Origin of the sequence: Bacillus sp. REN3, assembly GCF_017912555.1 — a bacterium.
In the GTDB taxonomy this organism is placed as follows: domain Bacteria; phylum Bacillota; class Bacilli; order Bacillales; family Cytobacillaceae; genus Mesobacillus.
On record NZ_JAERSD010000006.1, the window covers coordinates 93,730 to 112,695 of the forward strand.

Consider the following 18,966-nt stretch of genomic DNA (forward strand, 5'->3'; position numbering starts at 1 on the left):
TTGGTACAGTTTGATTTCACTAAAATATCACAAATTAACGCTATAATTATGTGAGATACTATTGTAAGAAAAAGGAGTAAGGTATGAAATATGCATATGTGATGGCCGTTTCAGCTGTTTTGATGCTCATTTCCGCTTGTAGTTCCGAGTCATTTGAACCGCTGCCGAAAGAAACTTCCATCATTTCAACTGTAAACATAAAAGATATGACCATTTCCTTTTATGATTTTGATAATGGCGAGAAGCTCAGTGACTGGAACATTGGGCACCCGTATATTGGCGGTATTATCATGCCGGATAAGGAGACGTTCCTTCTTTACGGGAAGACGATGGAGACAGTGGACCTGTATTCATTGAGCAAAGGAAAAAAGATCGCTTCATGGGAAACTGGGAAAGGAATCGTAAACGGGATACTTGTCAATGAAGGGAAAGAGATTGCCTTTGCTGATCAAACCAGACACAGCGTCCGCTTTTTCAGGATGGATGGAAAAGAGGCAGATGAAATCAAAATTGGGAAAAATCCTTTGAGTTTATTGGATGATGGTGAAGGCAGGCTGTATGTGATGAGCTATAACCATGAAGATTTAAGGATCATCGACCTGAAAGACAAAAAAGAGGTGCGGGGTTTCACTATCCATCCAGCAGCTGCAGGCGCAATATTGAACAGGGAAAATAACGAGCTTTGGATAGGTGGCCATGGAGAAGGAACCATAGCAGAAGAAAAAATCCATATATATGATCTTTCAAGCGGGAAACTCAAAAATGAAATTTCGGCTCCTGTCATGCCGGTCAACTTTGAACGGGGCGAGGAGGAAATCTTTGTCCTCAGCCATGGTTCCAGCACACTTTATAAACTGGGGTTGAATGGTGAAAAAAAGGGATCGATGAAAGTTGGCGCCAATCCTTTTGAAATTCAAATGTTCAACGGCAAATTAATCATTGCAGGCTACGACAGCAATGATCTTTATATCATTGATCCAGATACTTTGAAAATCGAAAATAAAGTGAAAGTCGGAAAAGGGCCATTCCAAATCGTTCCAAGGGAGAGGTAAAGATGAATCCCATCCATGTTTTAATTATCGATGATGAAGAAGATATGCGCAATCTTGTCCAGATGTACCTGGAGAATTCAGGCTTCAAATGTACACATGCAGCAAGTGGCACGGATGCGTACGAGAAATTGAAGGAGCATGTTTTCGACCTGGTGATTCTCGATATTATGATGCCTTATGAAGATGGATTTGCAGTATGCGCGAAAATCAGGTCTTTTTCCCAAGTCCCAATCATCTTTCTGTCCGCAAAAGGAGAGGAATGGGATAAGGTGCGGGGACTGCAGCTTGGCGGTGATGATTACATAGTCAAGCCATTCAGTCCAGGTGAGCTGGTTGCAAGGATCCATGCAGTACTAAGAAGGACTTCGCATATGAAGAACGATGAAGAAACAATTGAAATTGGAAAGATTGTAATAGACAAGAAGGGAAGGAAAGTCAGTGTTGAAGGAAATAGCGTACCATTGACACTGAAAGAGTTCGAGCTGCTCGTTTTTCTCGTAGAACATCAGGGACAGGCATTAAGCAGGGAGCAACTGCTTGAGTATGTCTGGGGCATGGATTACCATGGCAGCTTGAGAACGGTGGATACCCATATAAAGACGTTGCGCATGAAAATGGGAGCTGGCGATTATATTCAGACAATCTGGGGAGTCGGATATAAGTTTGAGGTGCTGGCAACATGACTTCCTTTTCTGACAGCCTGTTCAAAAAGCTGTGGCTGACTGTTACAGCAACGATGGTAGTCACTATCTTGTATTCCTTCCTGTTGTCCTATATCTTTTATGAAAAACTTTATGTTGAAATTATTGAAAAATCATTAATAGAAGAAGGTACCAGGCTGGCAAGCGATTACTCAGGAGGGCCATTGACCGACGAACTTAAACAGAGGATTGAGTGGTATAATGAAAAATCAGAGTCTGAAGTGTTCCTTGTCAGCAACCCGAAGGAATTGAGCGCGTGCCTCCCTTACGCAATCGATCACGAAACCTTGATCGGCACAAAGGATCGTGAACAGTTGCTTAAGGGTGACCCCGTCATGAAAGCTGGTTTTGAAGAGCGATTCGACCGGAACATACTTGCTGTCGCGATTCCCCTCTTGGATGAAAGCAGGCTTGAAGGGATTATTTATCTCTATGTTCCTCTCGCCAAAATTTCAGAATTGACTACTGATTTCTCCTTCCTATGGCTCGCAGGTGGAATCATCTTCATCATTTTTGCGGCTTTCCTTGGCTTCAAGATGCTGCATCGTCTTACAATGCCGCTTGCCTTGATGAAGGAGGCAGCAGATAAAGTTTCAACCGGGGATTATTCAACCCGTGTAGAAATTCAGTCAAATGATGAAATTGGCCAACTCGCCTCTGCCTTCAACCATATGTCCGAGTCCATCCAAAAAGAGGACGAGAAAAAGCGAGAGTTCCTTGCGGATGTTTCTCATGAATTAAGGACTCCTATTAGTTATATCAAAGGGTATAGCGAGGCACTCGAATCCGGGATGGTCAAAGAAACGGACGAGCAGGAAAAATATCTGAAGCTAATCAGCAGGGAAGCGGGCAGGATGGTTAAAATTGTTACAGACCTGCTTGATTTATCCCGTTTCGATGCAGACGAATTCAGCCTGGTCAAAAGTCCATTCCCGCTCGCGCAATTGATCGAAGATTTCATCCAGAAATATGGTCCTGCTATGCAGGAAAAAGGAATTGCACTTAATTTGGAACTTGACCCCGATATCATCATCAATGCGGATGAGGGCAGGCTGGAACAAATATTCCAGAACCTCATAGACAATGGGATACGATACACAAAAAAAGGGGGATCCATTTCGATTAGGCTGGCCAAACATCCGTACGGGGCGCTGATAGAAATAGAAGATACCGGCATCGGAATTCCTGAAGAAGATATAGAGAAAATCACCAATCGATTCTATAGGGTCAACAAAGCGCGGTCACGAGCTGATGGAGGAACAGGGTTGGGGCTTGCCATAGTCGATAAACTGGTCAAACTCCATGATGGCAAGATGGATATTGAGAGTATCGTGGGAAAGGGAACAATCGTGAAGATTTATTTTCCTGCAGTGAAGATATAGGAAGGGATAGGCTTCAATTTTTGGAATAATGCTTAGGATCCGCGCAAAAAAATTCTAAAGCAATAGGGGCAAGCAGCTTTATCCCGAATGGGCTGAAGCCTGTGCTCCAACAGGATAGCACTGAAGAAATCTTGTAAGGGAGTTAAACAATGAAGAAAATAACAGGAATGATGTTCATGCTTTTGGGTCTAGTTTTAACAGCATGTTCTCAGCCAGAACTTGAGGAAGAAGAGCCGCAATTTCTTGATGTGAATCTGACAATCACGCCCGAGAAAGCTGAAGTCAATGAAGAGGTCACTTTTGAAGCAAAAGTCACCTATGGAGAAGAGAAAGTAAATGATGCTGATGAAGTCAAGTTTGAAATTTGGCGGGCAAATGAAGAAAATCATGAAACAACTGTTGTTGAAAAAGGTGTTAATGGGATTTATAAGTTGAATAAAACGTTCAATGAAGAAGGTACTTACTATGTCATTTCCCATGTCACAGCTAGAAGTATGCATAATATGCCGAAAAAGGAATTTATCATCGGGAAACCAAGTGAACCCGAATCAGATCCCAACTCCAGCGAAAATATGGAGCAAGATGCGGAAGAAGAGCATAACGATCATTGAACTATTAAAGGCGGCTAAATAAGCCGCTCTTTTATAAAAATTCTTAATTTTTGTAATGGTTACGTAAAGATTGTAATATTGATCGGGTAATAAAAAAGTTGTCAATAGTCTTTTTTTGCCCGTTTATGGAAGTACTGGTTCAACCCTTAACCTTAAGGAGAAATTTTCTATCTTGTTAGGGAACATGTTACAAAATACCCAAACCATTGAGGAATCTAGCAATCCATTGATTTAATAGACCGATTTACCTAAACGGCGGCTCCTTGAGAGGAGTATTTCCATAACCATCCTTAAATATTACAAAAATCCCGTGCTATGATTATTGTGCAAGAATAAAACACAATAATATCGTTACGGGAGGAATTAAGGTATGAAGAAAAAAATGTTTCTTTCAGTGGCCGCTGCTGCAGCGATCTTAGCGGCAAACCCTGGACTGGATAAAGCTGATGCATCCGCGAATTGCGATACGTCTGTCCAGCCAAAAGTGTATTACCAAAGTGGAAACTTCAGCCATGACCAAATAAATGCTATATTTCAAAAGTTCTTGAATAATAGACCGATAGAGTTCAAGCAATTCAACAAACAGCCTGTCCAAAAACAAGTGCAGCAGCCTGCAAAAGCACCTCAGCTTCAAAAGCAAGCTCCTGAAAAGGCACAGGCACCTGCTTCAGCTCCAGCAAAAGCACCAGCAACAGAACAGCAGTCAACAAAAACTACTGCCCCCGCTTCTTCTGCCTTGAGTGCATATGAGCAAAAAGTAGTTGAACTTACGAACCAGGAACGTGCTAAATATGGTTTGAAAGCACTCGCAATCGACAATGAGCTAAGCAAAGTCGCAAGAGAGAAGTCACGTGATATGCAAAGCAAGGGTTATTTCAGCCATACCAGTCCAACATATGGTTCACCATTTGATATGATGAAGAAGTTTGGCATCACATACCGCTCTGCCGGTGAAAATATTGCCATGGGGCAGCGTTCACCAGAAGAAGTTGTGAAGGCATGGATGAATAGTGATGGCCACCGCAAGAATATCCTCAGCTCTAACTTCACACATATTGGTGTAGGACATGTTGCGAATGGAAACTACTGGACACAAATGTTCATTGGAAAATAAGAGAATATCATGAATGAAGAACAGCCATTTCCACTGGCTGTTCTTCGTGTTTATAGAATGTTTTCCGACAGGAACTTCATTTAGGATAAATCAATTTCAGAAAATTGCATGTCGACAATTTTTGGAAGTCTTAACTCAAGGACTCCGTCCCGGTGTGAGGCCGATGCCCCTTTTCTTTTGACAGTCGCGGGCAGGATGAAGGTGTGCTTATCGGAATGTTCAGGAATGTGTTCGATGATGACTTGATTTGAAGTATAGAAAAGCTTCATCTCCTTTAACCAATGCTCCTCTCGCAGGGCGAGCCTGAGAAAAACGAAATCATGGGTTTCGAATATCTCAGGGTTAATCCCACTTGCGGGTTCAGCCGGGGGACTTGTTTTTTGTTCCATTTCCTTCAACCATTCCTCCGGTTTGATCATGCCTCTCATATTTGAATCAAACATTTTTCCGACCATTTGTTGTACATATTTTTCTATTTCATCTGGTTTCATTTCTAGAAACTTTTTATGCAGGTTTTGGTTAAAAGGAAGTAAATTCCAAGGAAACATCACTATCCCCACCTTTCCAACGATCCGGCTTCGATATGTTATCATATGCTCCGGTGCACCCATTTGTTAAGGAATCAAAAGTACGGGTCTCCAATTTCGCAGATTTAGTTAAAAGTTGCAAAATACTCGTGTTCTTCTTAGTATAAATGGTAAGTATGAACGATAAATTTAAAACAAGGGGTTCAGGTTGTGAAAAATAAAACCGCTTTAATCACCGGGGGAGCGACCGGTTTAGGAAGACGGACGGCCAGGCAGCTCGCGGCAGAAGGCATCAATTTGGTCATTAATTACCGAAACAGCCAACAGGATGCTGAAGCACTGGCTAAGGAGTTAACTGCGCGTTATGGTACAAAAAATATTTGCATAAGAGCTGATATCACGATTTACGAAGAGTGCGAGGCGCTTGTCGCCAGGGCTCTCGCGGAATGCATGCGCATTGATATTGTTGTCCATAATGCAGGTCCATATATATCAGAGCGAAAGAAAATGACTGATTATACGATCAGTGAGTGGCAGTATTTAATCAATGGCAATCTTAATGCCGTGTTCTATATCTCAAATTTGCTGATTCCGCATATGCGAAAACGGAAATGGGGCAGAATCATTACTGTTGGGTTTGACCGTGTCGAATCGGCTCCTGGCTGGATTTTCCGATCCGCTTTCGCGGCGGCAAAATCAGGACTTGCCTCTCTTACAAAAACAATTGCCCTTGAGGAAGCAGAAAACGGGATAACTGCCAATATGGTTTGTCCGGGGGATATTGTTGGTGAATGGAAGGAAAAGGAAATCATTGCCTCCCTTGAGGAACGCGACGAGTCCGTTCCAGTTGGCAGACCAGGTACAGGAGAAGATATATCAAGGGTCATCAGCTTTCTTGCTGCTGAAAACTCCAGCTTCATTACCGGAGGTATCTTTCCGATTACAGGTGGGAAAGATGTCCTTGGTAAAGTATACCGCGAAAAATAAAATGCCAGGAGTTATTCCTGGCATTTTCCATTGGAATAGTATTTTTCCTCCTGCAAAGGCATATAAATTTACAATCAAAAAGGAGAAAGGAGTATCCCAATGGCATACAAGGGATCGAAGGGCTGGTATATCAATGAATTGAAGAAGGCAGGCATCACAAAACACCCCGTTGGGAAAAGGAAGCTTGAGTTATACAAAACTTATATCATCCGCAAAATTTATTATGATCACATAATCAATAGAACATAATAATTTTATGTAAACTGATGCTTTGGAGTTTCCAAAGCATTTTTGTACATTAAGAAAGATTGACTGCAGGAAGAAGATCCGGCGGAACCACAATCTGCGTAGGAGGACAAGGGCCTGCATCCGACTAAATAAGAAAGGCAGCTACAATCTGTTGCGGCTGTGTACCTGCAATGGCCTTTAGGTTCGCTGACCAGAAGCCCTTTAATGTAAGATAAGGCTGCAGCTATACTGACGCTTGCAATGAAACAATAGCCAGTCTTAAGTTATAAATAGAGAATAAAAAGGGGTAATTGGGGAATGCTATGAGAACGAAAAGTTCAGATAGTTGCGACATTATTTGAACATATGCAAGGATTATAATCTACTTCGTCCGGATATATTATTTTTTCAAGGGGTGATAAGAATGAACAAGGGGTTTAATTTGAAAAGGATTAATCCTAACCAGACACAGATTTTCTTTGATGATGGCAGATTTGAAACAGTTACGGATACAGAGCTTGAGGCATTTTTATCAGAAGCCTCTTTAGCTGACCATGAGGAGACTCAGTCGCAGGACCCTATGAATTAGAGAAAACGCCCCCGTGTGGAGGGCGTTTTGGCTGTGTTACGCTTCGAGCAATTCGACGGTTTCTTCCTCTGCAGGTACTGTCCGTTTCAAGTATAAAGTATAATGGTCTTTCGTTATTTCATAAAGGTCATAAATGTCTTCCTGGGCATTCAACTGTTGATAGATAGCCAGCCGTGTTTCATTTGCATTCACAGCATATGGGAGCTTTTCAGCGGCTTTTAAGGAACGTATATTCACTTTCCTGATCCTCATGAAAATTGTCTCAATACCCAAATCATAAAAAAGCTCCTGGAAGAAAGCGTCTTTAGCAAGATTGTTATAACCCTTTCCATGGAATGGTTTGCCGAGCCAGGTCCCAAGGAAGCCAGATCCGTCCTGAATATCAAATAAATTGATGGTCCCGATCGGATTTCCCCAATCATCAAGGATAGTACGGGAAATCAGTTCTCCCCGTTCTTCTGCTTCTATTGTCTGTTTCGTGATAAAAACAAATTCATCGTATGAATTCGCCTTTTGGCGCACAAAAGGGAAGACTTCCGGATGCGCCATCAGCTCAAACAAAGCATGGCAATCATGCAGATCGCGTTTTTTGAGCATTTGTATCCCTCCTGCAGGGCAGTCTTGCCACGTGCACTTGATTGCTGCACGGTCCACCCTCGAAATTTTTTGTAAGTTGCTAAAAAATTTCGGGGTGGGAATCGAACCCACTAGAACCAGGATACTGGTGGCGCACCATTTGCCTTCCCTAATCACTTGCAATTATGAAGTTTTGTGTATGTTTCCCTTCGTATCATACTAAAAAAAATTTAAAAAGAAAATAGGTTTTTGACCATTTTTTTCTGCGTTTTTTTGGCAAATTTCTACATGAAATAAGTCACTGGTACTATGCCCAATAGACAAATTCCCCTTCAATCATCGTCCATCTCGGTTTCGCATTGAAATGGAAGGGATGATGGCTCCAAAGGACAAGATCGGCGTCTTTTCCTGGTTCGATGCTGCCCAAGCGGTCATCAACTCGAAGGTTCCGGGCAGGGAGGATGGTTATGCCCTCTATGGCCTTTTGTTCATCCAGACCTTCACGAACAGCAATCGCCGCACAAACATTCAAATATTGAATAGGGATATAAGGATGATCCGTAGTAATGGATACTTCTACACCCTGTTTAGACAGCTCCTGATAAGTTTTCCAGCTTTTGTTTTTCAATTCTATTTTTGAACGGCGGGTAAGCGTCGGACCGACTGATACCTTCAAACCAAGACCTGCCAATTCTTCAGCAATGAGATGTCCTTCAGTACAATGCTCAATCCTAAGGTCCAGATTGAATTCTTCCGCAAGCCTTATGGCTGAAATGATGTCATCTGCCCTATGGGCATGGACCCTTACGGGGATTTCTCTATTTATCGCCTGTACGAACGGCAAGGTTCTGAGGGAAAAGGGAGCGGGTGCTTCCATTGCCCCATAGAATGCCTCCCTTAACATGCCCATAATTCCCATCCTCGTGATTGAATCTTTATTTCCGGTACTATGGATGCGTTTTGGGTTCTCGCCCAAGGCGATTTTAAGACCTGCAGTTTCTTGTATGACCATCTTTTTTATGTTTTTTCCAGCCGTTTTAATGACTGAAGTAGTTCCGCCTATGACATTGGCGCTACCGGGCATGACATGGACCGTAGTAATCCCGTATTTGATGGCATCTAAAAAAGCGGGGTCAAGCGGGTAGACTCCATCGATGGCCCTGACATGGGGACTCATTGGTTCTATTGTTTCATTTGCATCGTTCCCTGCCCAACCAGTGCCTTCATCATAGAGCCCAAGGTGCGTATGGACGTCAATGAAGCCGGGAAGCAAATATCCGAGAGAGCAGTCTATGATCTTCACACCATCTTCAACAGTCAGTCGATCACTGACCTTCACAATTTTTCCGTTGTCGATCAGAATATCTCCATTCGATTTAGGCTTGGATGTGATTGGCATTACAACGGCATTTTTCAATAAAAGTTTACTCATGATTTTGATCAGTCCTCGATTTAATGTCGTTTTATTGTTAGCCAGAATACAAGTTTTCTTATGATTCCTTGGATTTTTGAAAGCTAGGTGAAGATTATGAAACTTTGAGACCTGAAATTCGTACATAATAATAAGATTCTTTAAGGGGGGCATAGATATGCCAAATCAAGATGAAAGGCTACTGGCTACAGCGATTTATTTGATCAGTTTTTTTACAGCTTTTTTAGGACCGCTGATTATTTGGCTGTTGAAGAAAGACGAATCAAGCTACATTGATTATCATGGACGGGAGTATATGAACTTCTTCATTTCTTACACGGTCTATGCGATTGTCAGCGGTATTCTCGTGATTCTGCTTGTTGGGGTCTTGCTTCTATGGATCCTGGGGATCATGGGAGTTGTATTTACAGTAATTGGCGCTATTAAAGCATATGAGGGAAAGGAATACAGAATCCCGTTTATTTTTAGGCTTCTATAAGATTAGGTGTCCCGGCAAATTTATTTGCCGGTTTTTTTTTGAACGTTTTGCCGATACAGACGTCTAATGGATGATCAAAAGTTTTGGAGGGAAACGCTATGGAAGCATTGGAAACTGTTAACTGGGCCTTAGTCGCGCCTATTCTTGCCTTACAGGCAATTTTAGTCATTGTCGCATTCGTTGATTTGATCAGGATTGAAAATACAAAAGGGCCTAAGTGGTTATGGGTGTTGATCATTTTATTCATAAATTTGATTGGGCCGATCCTTTATTTTGTTCTTGGAAGGAGGAATGATTGATGGCGCTCGTCCATGTAGAAAACCTTGAAAAAAGGTTTCAAAATAAACTGGTAATAAAAGGAGTAAGCTTCGAACTTGAAGCTGGAAAGTGCGTTGCTTTAATCGGCGCTAATGGAGCAGGCAAAACAACCATACTTAAAATGTTATCAGGATTATTGAACCCGTCCGGAGGAAGGATTTTTTTTGATAAAGAAAAAAAGGGGGATGACATCAGAAAGAACATAGGATACCTTCCACAACACCCAGTGTTCTTTGACTGGATGACAGGCGGTGAGTTTTTAGTCTATTCAGGAAAGCTAGCGGGGCTTGGAACAGCATTTGCAAAGGAAAGAGCCGATGAACTGCTGGAACTGGTTGGTATCAAAGAAGCAGAGAACAGAAGGATAGGGAAGTACTCAGGAGGCATGAAGCAAAGGCTGGGCATAGCACAAGCCATCATCCATGAACCGAAATTGATCATGCTTGATGAGCCTGTTTCTGCCCTGGATCCTTTTGGAAGAAGAGAGGTGTTAGGATTGCTGGAGAAACTGAAGCAGAATGCCACTGTATTGTTTTCCACCCACATTCTTAATGATGCGGAAGAAATAAGTGAACAGATTTTATTCCTCCATGATGGTGAAATCATTGAGGCAGGAACGATGGAAGAGTTCGGAGAGAAATATTTTCAATCCAGAATCGACCTTGCCTTCCGAGGAAATGCTGAAGGGTTCCTGCGTGATTTAAGGGACAATCCCTCAATCCTTGAAATCCAGGCGTCAGGCAGCAAAGCGACAATCACCGCAGCAGACCTGGATGCTGTGAAGAAGTCAGTACTATATAAAGCGGCAATCGAAAATTGGCCGCTATCCAAATATGAAATCAGTTCTGTCACCCTGGAAGATGTTTTTATGAAAGTGGTGGGGAAATGACTCAATTGCTCACGCTTTTAGAAAAGGAAATCGTAGAGATGGCAAGGAATTTCAAATTGATTTGGGTGCCAATATCCTTTATATTACTCGGAGTCATCGACCCCCTGACAACTTACTATATGCCTCAAATCCTTGATTCTGTCGGCGGCCTTCCGGAGGGAGCAGTAATTGAAATACCGGTACCATCAGCCGCAGAAGTTTTGATTACCAGTATGGGTGAATATCAGACGATTGGTGTCTTGATTATTGCCCTCTCGCTGATGGGAACAATTGCTGGCGAGCGAAAGAGCGGAGTAGCCCAGTTAATCCTGGTAAAACCGGTCTCATATTTTTCATATATCACTTCTAAATGGATTAGCGGATTGATTTTGTTTATATTTTCACTATTTTTAGGCCTTATGGCCAGCTGGTATTATACAGGAATTTTGTTTGAATTCATTCCTATCGCAGATTTCCTGGCAGCAGCCATGATATATGCTCTCTGGCTTGCCCTCGTGGTTACCGTCGTGATTTTTTTTAGTGCACTTATTAGGCAGCAAGGTGCCGCGGCAGCTATCTCAATTGCAACTGTATTGATTTGGAGCTTGATTGGAGGCTCATTTTCCCACCTGCTCGAATGGAGTCCAACTCAATTATTCGATTATGCATCTAATTTGCTAATGACTGGTAGGATACCACAAAACACGCTGCCGGCTACTTTTTTGACTGCGGGAATCATTGTACTGCTTCTTGTTTTGGCAGTGATGGTGTTGAGACAACAAGAACTTGCCGATTAGCTTGGAGCCTGGTTCCTTGATGGACCAGGTCTTTTTTTACCTTAAAAAGAGCAATGGCTTATACATGATAGAGTACTAGTTTGGGGTACAACTGGCTAGAACTAATAAACCATCTGGCTTCAGCTCACGGACAACCTGTCACTAGGCGTTCTTTCACCTTGCCTTTATCCTGGAGGGGCTCTTGCCAGGCTTTGTTAATAGGAAGACTTGAGTATGTCTCGATATGCCATTTGTCCTGTTTTAATTAATTGATTGTCGAAAACTTTATTTAGTTTTTCGAAATAAATAGTTCTTAAGGCAATTGTAAAGAAATTATGAACAATATTTTCTAAGTCTAAAGACCTGTGTTTCTGGTTAACAGGTTGAATGCATGTCGAAATCATTATATTGCCAAATTCCGTAATTGCAATATAATGAAAATTAAGAAAAAAGGAGGGGTTTTATGTCGACAAGGAGAAAGTTATATTCCGGCACTTTAGCGGTACTTTTAGGTGCAGCTACAATCTTCAGTACGGGAATGGCGAAAGGTGAGGCACAAACAGAAAAGAACAATTACATAGTGGTCTTTAAAGATGAACAAGGTTTGCCGCAAGGCTTTGAAAAAGCAATCAGGGATGCTGGCGGAAAGATTGAAGCTAGGCTGGACAAGCTCGGTGCGGTAGAAGTTAATTCCGAGAATGCCAACTTCCTGAAAGACGTAAAAAAATCTTCGCTTGTACTTGAGGCAGGGGCTGAAAACATTGTATATCCTGAAAAGCCAGTTGAGGTTGAAGCTGTGCAAGCAGAAGACTTTACACAAGGCGCAGATATATATGAAAGCTTGATGTGGGATGTTAAGCAAGTAACGGAAAATGGAGCTTCATGGGAGCTTCCTGGCGGTACAGGAAAGCCCGCTAAAGGGGAAGATATTGTAGTCGCAGTAATCGATACAGGAATTGACTATGACCATCCAGATCTAAAAGAAAATTATGCGTATGGAAAATCCTTTGTTCCGGGATACGAGGATGCGATTGACCAGAATGGCCATGGAACCCATGTTGCTGGTTCTATCGCTGCAAAAGGAAGGGCACTTGGTGTCGGACCGGATCTGAAGGTTGCGGCCTATCGTGTCTTTGGGCCAACAGGCGGAGCAGAGACATCACATATAGCGGATGCGTTAATGACGGCAGCCGATGATAATGTTGATGTTGTTAACATGTCCCTAGGCGGCTATGACTGGTTCCAAAATCCGGACTATGCGACAAAAGAAATTGTAGCGGATGTCCACCTTTTCAATCGAGCCATTCAATATGCCATCAAGAAGGGGGTTACAGTTGTAGGATCTGCTGGAAACAATGGTGTGGACCTCAGCAGTCCTGGGAAGTTGTCCGGTGACGATAAAGGTGCTACCCATAGAAGCCCGAGCAGCCAGACAATGATCAGGGTTTCAGCGGGAGGAATGCTGAAGAACCTTACGTTCTATTCAAATTATGGAGTAGGGAAAATAGATGTAATGGCACCTGGGGGAGACCTTGGGCCGAACTATGACCCTGTGAAAAAGACTGGAAGGGATAATAGTTACCTTGCATGGAGCACTGTTCCAAAGCTCGATGCGGATTACAATGTTGTCGGGCACCAATACGCGGGCTATGCCGGAACTTCCATGGCAGCCCCAAAAACAGCGGCACTTGCTGGAGTCGTGATCGCAAAGCATGGGAAAGATAATATTTCTCCAGCACAGGTCAAATCTATTATACAAAATTCCACTGAGGATGTATTTGAACCTGGCTATGATGCAAAATCTGGCTTCGGTTTAATCAATGCTGTCAAAGCATTAAGCAGAAAATAAGAGAAAACGGCCGGACAGGGATTCCCTGACCGGCCGATTCTCTTTGGCGGATCTTTTCAGCATCCAGACTTGTTTCGTTTCTTGGCAGATTTTCATCATTGCCTTCTGTTCTTCCGGTAACTTTTTTGCAAGTATTATATTTCATCATCCCGGGCCTAATTCAGGAGATGGAGCCTTAAACCATGTGAATGGGTTTGCCTTGTTAACACAACGAGGGGTTACGCGAGAAAGCGGGGCTATCTTTGCAGAAAGGATCTGCTGCACTGATCATGTGGCCGAATTTTTTGATAGTTTATGGAAATATTTCCGATCTTCCAGGTTTAACAGTTTTCGAAAGAACCCCCTTCCTCAAGGAAGTTAAAGGGCGAAGCCCAATTATAAGGGAGGGGATGAATTTAAGTTAACGTAAGCTAACGGCTTGTGCTACAAGAAAGATGGCCTTAAATTAAATTGGGAGAAATTATAAATCTTGACCAAGGAACGAAATTACTTGAATGTTCTCGATATGACTCGGGCATCGTTTCAGAACATCACGCGCTGAATGCCAGGCTATGGCAGGGATGGATGCTGCTTGAATGGGGCAGATTTTTTGGAATCCACCATCCCCGTATTGGCATTTGACTTCGGCCTGCTAAAAAGCAGCCAGATATTGAGATTGCTTTTCTCTTTCATCATTTATGACTATTGAAATTATTTCCAAATCCCTTTACCTCGTTTATGTTCCTTCTAGCAGGCTAAAATTTATATAGAAATCCACAAAAACAAAGGAGGCAGGAAAATGACAGACCAGCGTTATCAAGAATGTATCGAGGCATGCAATGCTTGTATCGAAGCCTGCAATACTTGTTTTGATGCATGTTTAAAGGAAGAAGATGTTAAAATGATGGCGGAATGCATCAGGATGGACAGGGAATGTGCTGAGATGTGTGGAATGGCCATAACGGCGATGCAGACAGGAAGCCAATTTGTGAAGCAAATTTGCGGTTTGTGTGCCGACATTTGTGAAGCGTGCGGGAACGAATGTAACAAGCATGACCACGAACATTGCAAGAGATGTGCGGAAGCCTGCTTCAAGTGTGCTGAAGAATGCAGGAAAATGGCGTGATAGCAGGAGAAAACCAGCTGCAGGGCTGGTTTTTTTATGGAGTGCAATTTAATGTCTAAATCGTGAAGGCAGGGTTTGTATCTTGTCAAGCGGGATTCAAGAGCCATGGGACGACGAAAAGGCCTCTCCTGGTAACCAACCGACCGAAAAACGGCCAATTCTCTCTCTGATAAATGGTCAACAGCAAATTTTCCTTTCAAGTCGACGATTACATATTGAACAAGGAATCAATTTATGGCATCTTGTAGTATAAAGATATTTTTGGAGGCTAGATGATGCAGATTGAATTGATAAAGTGCCATGGTTCAAATAATGATTTCCTGCTCATTGATGAGATGGAAAGTCGCTACCAGTTTGATGATCACAAAAGGCGGCAGCTTGCACTTGCCTTATGTGACAGGAAGTCCTCATTGGGTGCAGACGGGATTCTATATATTTTGGATAGTGCTGATACAGATGCAAAAATGCGTATCTTTAATTCAGATGGCTCTGAAGCTTCCATGTGCGGAAACGGCCTTCGCTGTGCTGGAAGGTACGTTTGTGAGAAGCTTGGAAAAGAAGAGGCGGTGATTGAAACGATGAAAGCAAACCTGCAGGTAAAAAAGCATGATGCTCTTTATCCCGACATCCCGACCTACCAGGTCGAAATTTCGCCAGTCTCTTTCAAATTGGAAGATCTGCCGCTAAACATGGACAGGGAAACGCTGATACAGGAAAAAGTTCATCAACTGGACGAGGATCTGCTATTTACAGCTTTGGCTGTTCCGAATCCTCATTTGACTGCAATTGTCCAAAAGGATCAACTTGAATCAAATCTGCAAAAAAAGATTAGCGAGAAAGTGAACCGCCCAAACAACCTGTTTCCAGATGGTGTGAATGTCAGTTTCATCAGGCTGCTTGAAAAAGGGAGTATTTATGTAAGGACTTTCGAACGAGGCGTCGGCTTCACCAATGCCTGTGGAACCGCCATGTCAGCTTCAACACTGGTGACATGCCTGATAAAGGAAAATGAGTTGGAAAAGCCAATCAATGTATACAATAATGGCGGGATGGTCCTGTGTGCGGTCCATGAGAAACAAGGATCCTATACGATTGATTTAATCGGGAATGCGACGTTCGTATATTCCGCCCGGCTAGAAATTGATTTTACTGAGAAGGGGATTGTTTCTGGTATTCTTGAAAAGGAACCATATAGCGAAGGTTTGCAGTATGAGAAGCTGCAGGAACACGCTAGAGCATATTTAGCCAATTTTTGATCCATACAAGAAATCCTGAGGGGAGCTACCTCAGGATTTTGTTTTCAGGAAATCGAGTACAGGCCCGAGCCGCTGTATGTCTTTTGTCTTGAAAAAATCCTTGAAAGGACACCCAAGAGTTTTGACTCGCTGCAACACAGATTCCAGCGTATAATCTTCGATTTTTAGCTCTTTGTTCACTTCCTCCCAGAAAAGCGGAGCTGCAATGCTTGCTGTTTTTTTTCCTCTTGCAGAATAAGGGCTGACTATCGTTTTCCCTTCTGCATGCTGAACATAATCGACATACAGCCGGTTGCCCCGGTTCTTTTTTAGTCTTTCGATTGTAAAGGATCCTGGGTCCTTAGAAACAAGATAATTGGCTATGAAATGGGTGAACAACCTGGTTTCTTCATAACGGTATGTGTTTGCAGGCAGAGGGATATAAATTTGCAGTCCCTTGTTTCCAGACGTCTTGACAAAACTGAACAGCTTTAGTTCATCAAGTACCTCCTTAATTAGCAACGCAGCGTTGATTGCTAAATTGAAGTATTCACTTGAAGGCGGATCCAGGTCAAAGACGATTTCATCTGGGCAATGGCTATCCATTGTCTGGAAAGGTATATGAAATTCGATAGCGATTTGATTTCCCAGCCATAACAATGTTTTCAGGTTATTGCAGACAATGTATTCGATTCCTTCTGCATATGACGTTTCAACGAAGTCAGGTGCATACTCAGGGACATTTTTTTGGTAAAAGGCCTCTCCGAATGTACCGTGTGGATACCTGATGACCGTTAACAGCCTATCCTTTAGAAAGGGAAGCAAAAACGGCGAGATTTCTCGCAAATAGTTGACGTAATCCATCTTTGTAATCAGAGGTTTTTCCCACAGAGGTTTCTCGGGATGGGTAATCTCGATACCTGGGGGCAGATTTTTTTGCTGGAAAATGAATCTATCGTGGGTGCATTCCTCAGGAATCAAATCGAACCTGAATTGATGGAAGTGAGGCTCCCGCAATTGGCCATCATAAACCTCTAGGTATTTGACATCAAGGCAAATCGCCGGTTCAACATAGATATATTCTTCATCTTCGCGGCTGCTGTTTTCCTGGATGATTTGATAGAGGGCGTTTTTTTCTTCAGGTCTGAAGCCGAAAATAACCAGGCCGATTTCATGAATCTTTGATTTTTTAAAAACCGATATATAAAAGTACCCGTTGGACTTTTCATACGCTGTGACAAAACAGGATACGAATTTCCAATTTTTTGCCTTGATCCATGAGCCAGTGCGTCTTCCTTCCTCCCATATACTTTTTGTTTTTTTAGCAACCAGTCCTTCACCATCATATAGCACAATATTTTCCCATAATGCACGGTAGCTGGAATCTCTCGGAATAAGCTGGAGCAGTCTGGGATCAGCCGGGTCAGGGGAAAGGAGCTGGCTTGTATCTGCAAAAAGACGTTCAAGTTTTGAACGCCTCGTACCATATGACTGCAACACGAGGCTTTTACCTTCAAATTCAATGATATCGAAGACCAGCAACCTGCAGGGGCGTTTTTTCGCTAGCTCTGAAATCCGTCCGGGTGACCTCATCCGGCCCCTTGTCTGGATACCTGAAAAATCGGCCTTGAATGGATTTTCGAGGAGAACAAGCTCCGCATCGAGAGTCAATGGCAAATACGGTTTAAATAACTTTTCTTGCGTATTCAGATAATCACTGATTTCAGGGAAAATCGGCAGCAGCGGCTTGCCATTCCTGCTTGTCAGCCTCATCTCATCCCCCCACGATAATATAGCCCGGAAACCATCATATTTTACTTCGTACCACCATCCGTTTCCTTCTGGAATATCAAAAGCCAGCGTCGGAAGCATAGGCTTCAGCATGCAACCATCCTTTCCCAGTAGTCTTTTTTATTTTATTGTTCCTGAAAAAGCCGAAACTAATCTGCTGGGAAAAGTTTTAAGGAATGAATCCCCGCTGGCAATGCAAATTATAAATAAAACAAAAGGATGAGAAGACATGCATACGATTTGGAAAGGAAGCATCAGTTTTGGCCTTGTCAATATACCAATTAAACTCCATGCAGCCACGGAGGACAAAGACATCAAGCTACGGACTCTGCATAAGCAGTGCCATTCTCCAATCAAATACGAAAAGCTATGCCCTGTTTGTGATCAAGAAGTAAAAAATGAAGATATCGTAAAGGCTTATGAGTATACAAAAGGGAAATTCGTAGTCCTTGAAGACGAGTACCTGGAGGCTTTACGCAAGGAAAACGAGGATAAAGCCGTTGAAATACTTGATTTTGTCAAGATTTCGGATATCGATCCGATTTTTTTCCAGAGAAGCTACTTCATATCTCCAAACGAAAGTGGCAGCAAAGCCTATTCACTTTTACGGAAGGCCTTGTCGGAATCCGAAAAAGTAGGGATTGCGAAAATCATCATCCGAGCAAAGGAACAGCTTGCCATCATCAGGGTGTACGAGAATACCCTCGTCCTCGAAACCATCCATTTCCCAGACGAAGTAAGGAGAACGGTGGATGTTCCGAACGTACCTTCAGAAGATAAGGTAACGGAGAAAGAACTTGAAACGGCCATCATGTTAATTGATCAGTTGACAAGTGACTTTGAGCCAGAAAAATATACAGATGAATACCGGACAGCCCTTCTTGAGCTCATTGAAGCAAAGCGGACAGGAAAAGAACTGGTCACACCTGCCGCAAAAGAGCCGGTATCCAATGTGACCGACTTGATGGCGGCACTGCAGGCTTCAATCGACAGGACGAAACCACAAAAAGATCCTGTGAAGAAAAAGAAGGCAGCAAAGCCAAAAGCAAAAGAAAAAAAGCAGGCATAAAACTCTTCCCGTAAAGATTCGATGATACGCAGGGAGAATGGACAGTGAACACCAGGCTATTAACCGCCTGGTGTTCATTTTTTGCTGAGTGCGTTGAGATAATGTCTTTCAGGAATGGATAATGGTTGCTTGGATAGGGGAAATGGGAACGAACAGGGTCAGATCGTTCCCGCCCGGCTTTTCGGAAGGAACTGTTTACTAAAATAAGGAAGGAATTTGCGTATCACTGTCAAATAACAAGAGCATGGGGTAAAATTTTCCTTAGACCAGAGTAGAAA

The 18,966-nt window shown here is 42.7% G+C and carries 20 protein-coding genes; 16 read left to right on the forward strand and 4 right to left on the reverse strand.

The window, feature by feature from the left end; genetic code table 11:
* Positions 1-83 precede the first annotated feature (83 nt).
* The 5 genes from JJQ88_RS07455 to JJQ88_RS07475 all read left to right on the forward strand — a co-directional run bounded on the left by JJQ88_RS07455 (position 84) and on the right by JJQ88_RS07475 (position 4,860).
* Positions 84-1,052, forward strand: a complete 969-nt coding sequence (locus JJQ88_RS07455) for a YncE family protein (protein ID WP_246860974.1) — start codon at positions 84-86, stop codon at positions 1,050-1,052.
* Positions 1,053-1,054: 2 nt separating this feature from the next.
* Positions 1,055-1,735 carry a response regulator transcription factor gene (locus JJQ88_RS07460; RefSeq protein WP_210365112.1) on the forward strand — a complete coding sequence of 227 codons (681 nt, stop codon included), beginning with the start codon at positions 1,055-1,057 and terminating at the stop codon, positions 1,733-1,735.
* Complete coding sequence (locus tag JJQ88_RS07465; RefSeq protein ID WP_210365113.1) at positions 1,732-3,135, forward strand: sensor histidine kinase; 1,404 nt, start codon at positions 1,732-1,734, stop codon at positions 3,133-3,135. Before JJQ88_RS07460 ends, JJQ88_RS07465 begins: the two co-directional genes overlap by 4 nt.
* A 149-nt stretch (positions 3,136-3,284) precedes the next feature.
* Positions 3,285-3,746 (forward strand): FixH family protein, encoded by a 462-nt coding sequence (locus JJQ88_RS07470; protein ID WP_210365114.1) that lies wholly within the window; start codon positions 3,285-3,287, stop codon positions 3,744-3,746.
* Between the two features lie 370 nt (positions 3,747-4,116).
* Positions 4,117-4,860, forward strand: coding sequence for a CAP domain-containing protein (locus JJQ88_RS07475; protein ID WP_210365115.1), 744 nt, complete (start codon positions 4,117-4,119; stop codon positions 4,858-4,860).
* Between the two features lie 80 nt (positions 4,861-4,940).
* Here the strand turns inward: JJQ88_RS07475 and JJQ88_RS07480 are convergent, their stop codons facing one another.
* Positions 4,941-5,408: an Hsp20/alpha crystallin family protein gene (locus JJQ88_RS07480; protein WP_210365116.1), complete on the reverse strand. Its 468-nt coding sequence runs from the start codon at positions 5,406-5,408 to the stop codon at positions 4,941-4,943.
* Positions 5,409-5,597: 189 nt separating this feature from the next.
* On the opposite strand from JJQ88_RS07480, the gene JJQ88_RS07485 reads away from it, so the two are divergent.
* From JJQ88_RS07485 to JJQ88_RS07495, 3 genes are all read left to right on the forward strand, one after another.
* Entirely contained in the window at positions 5,598-6,374 is a 777-nt protein-coding gene (locus tag JJQ88_RS07485; protein ID WP_210365117.1) for an SDR family oxidoreductase, read from the forward strand.
* A 99-nt stretch (positions 6,375-6,473) separates the two neighbouring features.
* Positions 6,474-6,623 (forward strand): DUF2639 domain-containing protein, encoded by a 150-nt coding sequence (locus tag JJQ88_RS07490; RefSeq protein ID WP_210365118.1) that lies wholly within the window; start codon positions 6,474-6,476, stop codon positions 6,621-6,623.
* A 403-nt stretch (positions 6,624-7,026) separates the two neighbouring features.
* Positions 7,027-7,191 (forward strand): hypothetical protein, encoded by a 165-nt coding sequence (locus tag JJQ88_RS07495; RefSeq protein ID WP_210365119.1) that lies wholly within the window; start codon positions 7,027-7,029, stop codon positions 7,189-7,191.
* Between the two features lie 36 nt (positions 7,192-7,227).
* On the opposite strand, the gene JJQ88_RS07500 is transcribed toward JJQ88_RS07495, so the two are convergent.
* Positions 7,228-7,788, reverse strand: coding sequence for a GNAT family N-acetyltransferase (locus JJQ88_RS07500; RefSeq protein ID WP_210365120.1), 561 nt, complete (start codon positions 7,786-7,788; stop codon positions 7,228-7,230).
* Positions 7,789-8,074: 286 nt separating this feature from the next.
* Positions 8,075-9,199, reverse strand: coding sequence for an amidohydrolase (locus JJQ88_RS07505; RefSeq protein ID WP_210365121.1), 1,125 nt, complete (start codon positions 9,197-9,199; stop codon positions 8,075-8,077).
* A gap of 157 nt (positions 9,200-9,356) precedes the next feature.
* Here JJQ88_RS07505 and JJQ88_RS07510 point away from each other — a divergent pair, with 157 nt between their 5' ends.
* The 7 genes from JJQ88_RS07510 to dapF all read left to right on the forward strand — a co-directional run bounded on the left by JJQ88_RS07510 (position 9,357) and on the right by dapF (position 15,849).
* A complete protein-coding gene (locus JJQ88_RS07510; RefSeq protein ID WP_210365122.1) occupies positions 9,357-9,677 on the forward strand; it encodes a DUF4870 domain-containing protein in 321 nt (106 codons plus the stop codon).
* A 98-nt stretch (positions 9,678-9,775) separates the two neighbouring features.
* On the forward strand, positions 9,776-9,976 hold the full coding sequence (locus tag JJQ88_RS07515; protein ID WP_210365123.1) for a PLD nuclease N-terminal domain-containing protein: 201 nt from the start codon (positions 9,776-9,778) through the stop codon (positions 9,974-9,976).
* The gene (locus JJQ88_RS07520) at positions 9,976-10,884 is read left to right on the forward strand and encodes an ABC transporter ATP-binding protein (RefSeq protein WP_210365124.1); all 909 of its coding nucleotides are present in this window, start codon (positions 9,976-9,978) and stop codon (positions 10,882-10,884) included. Before JJQ88_RS07515 ends, JJQ88_RS07520 begins: the two co-directional genes overlap by 1 nt.
* Positions 10,881-11,660, forward strand: coding sequence for an ABC transporter permease (locus tag JJQ88_RS07525; protein WP_210365125.1), 780 nt, complete (start codon positions 10,881-10,883; stop codon positions 11,658-11,660). Before JJQ88_RS07520 ends, JJQ88_RS07525 begins: the two co-directional genes overlap by 4 nt.
* A 442-nt stretch (positions 11,661-12,102) precedes the next feature.
* Entirely contained in the window at positions 12,103-13,488 is a 1,386-nt protein-coding gene (locus tag JJQ88_RS07530) for a S8 family serine peptidase (RefSeq protein WP_210365126.1), read from the forward strand.
* A 778-nt stretch (positions 13,489-14,266) separates the two neighbouring features.
* Positions 14,267-14,593: a four-helix bundle copper-binding protein gene (locus JJQ88_RS07535; RefSeq protein WP_210365127.1), complete on the forward strand. Its 327-nt coding sequence runs from the start codon at positions 14,267-14,269 to the stop codon at positions 14,591-14,593.
* 275 nt (positions 14,594-14,868) lie between these two features.
* Positions 14,869-15,849, forward strand: coding sequence for a diaminopimelate epimerase (dapF, locus tag JJQ88_RS07540; protein ID WP_210365128.1), 981 nt, complete (start codon positions 14,869-14,871; stop codon positions 15,847-15,849).
* A gap of 30 nt (positions 15,850-15,879) precedes the next feature.
* Here the strand turns inward: dapF and JJQ88_RS07545 are convergent, their stop codons facing one another.
* Complete coding sequence (locus tag JJQ88_RS07545; RefSeq protein ID WP_210365209.1) at positions 15,880-17,709, reverse strand: DNA ligase D; 1,830 nt, start codon at positions 17,707-17,709, stop codon at positions 15,880-15,882.
* Between the two features lie 139 nt (positions 17,710-17,848).
* On the opposite strand from JJQ88_RS07545, the gene ku reads away from it, so the two are divergent.
* The gene (ku, locus tag JJQ88_RS07550) at positions 17,849-18,688 is read left to right on the forward strand and encodes a non-homologous end joining protein Ku (RefSeq protein WP_210365129.1); all 840 of its coding nucleotides are present in this window, start codon (positions 17,849-17,851) and stop codon (positions 18,686-18,688) included.
* Positions 18,689-18,966 lie beyond the last annotated feature (278 nt).

What these genes read in the sequence shown, in the direction of transcription:
- JJQ88_RS07455 (WP_246860974.1), top strand. Translation starts at nt 84, where the DNA reads ATGAAATATGCATATGTGATGGCCGTTTCAGCTGTTTTGATGCTCATT.
- JJQ88_RS07460 (WP_210365112.1), top strand. Translation starts at nt 1,055, where the DNA reads ATGAATCCCATCCATGTTTTAATTATCGATGATGAAGAAGATATGCGC.
- JJQ88_RS07465 (WP_210365113.1), top strand. Translation starts at nt 1,732, where the DNA reads ATGACTTCCTTTTCTGACAGCCTGTTCAAAAAGCTGTGGCTGACTGTT.
- JJQ88_RS07470 (WP_210365114.1), top strand. Translation starts at nt 3,285, where the DNA reads ATGAAGAAAATAACAGGAATGATGTTCATGCTTTTGGGTCTAGTTTTA.
- JJQ88_RS07475 (WP_210365115.1), top strand. Translation starts at nt 4,117, where the DNA reads ATGAAGAAAAAAATGTTTCTTTCAGTGGCCGCTGCTGCAGCGATCTTA.
- JJQ88_RS07480 (WP_210365116.1), bottom strand. Translation starts at nt 5,408, where the DNA reads ATGTTTCCTTGGAATTTACTTCCTTTTAACCAAAACCTGCATAAAAAG.
- JJQ88_RS07490 (WP_210365118.1), top strand. Translation starts at nt 6,474, where the DNA reads ATGGCATACAAGGGATCGAAGGGCTGGTATATCAATGAATTGAAGAAG.
- JJQ88_RS07495 (WP_210365119.1), top strand. Translation starts at nt 7,027, where the DNA reads ATGAACAAGGGGTTTAATTTGAAAAGGATTAATCCTAACCAGACACAG.
- JJQ88_RS07500 (WP_210365120.1), bottom strand. Translation starts at nt 7,788, where the DNA reads ATGCTCAAAAAACGCGATCTGCATGATTGCCATGCTTTGTTTGAGCTG.
- JJQ88_RS07505 (WP_210365121.1), bottom strand. Translation starts at nt 9,199, where the DNA reads ATGAGTAAACTTTTATTGAAAAATGCCGTTGTAATGCCAATCACATCC.
- JJQ88_RS07510 (WP_210365122.1), top strand. Translation starts at nt 9,357, where the DNA reads ATGCCAAATCAAGATGAAAGGCTACTGGCTACAGCGATTTATTTGATC.
- JJQ88_RS07515 (WP_210365123.1), top strand. Translation starts at nt 9,776, where the DNA reads ATGGAAGCATTGGAAACTGTTAACTGGGCCTTAGTCGCGCCTATTCTT.
- JJQ88_RS07520 (WP_210365124.1), top strand. Translation starts at nt 9,976, where the DNA reads ATGGCGCTCGTCCATGTAGAAAACCTTGAAAAAAGGTTTCAAAATAAA.
- JJQ88_RS07525 (WP_210365125.1), top strand. Translation starts at nt 10,881, where the DNA reads ATGACTCAATTGCTCACGCTTTTAGAAAAGGAAATCGTAGAGATGGCA.
- JJQ88_RS07530 (WP_210365126.1), top strand. Translation starts at nt 12,103, where the DNA reads ATGTCGACAAGGAGAAAGTTATATTCCGGCACTTTAGCGGTACTTTTA.
- JJQ88_RS07535 (WP_210365127.1), top strand. Translation starts at nt 14,267, where the DNA reads ATGACAGACCAGCGTTATCAAGAATGTATCGAGGCATGCAATGCTTGT.
- dapF (WP_210365128.1), top strand. Translation starts at nt 14,869, where the DNA reads ATGCAGATTGAATTGATAAAGTGCCATGGTTCAAATAATGATTTCCTG.
- ku (WP_210365129.1), top strand. Translation starts at nt 17,849, where the DNA reads ATGCATACGATTTGGAAAGGAAGCATCAGTTTTGGCCTTGTCAATATA.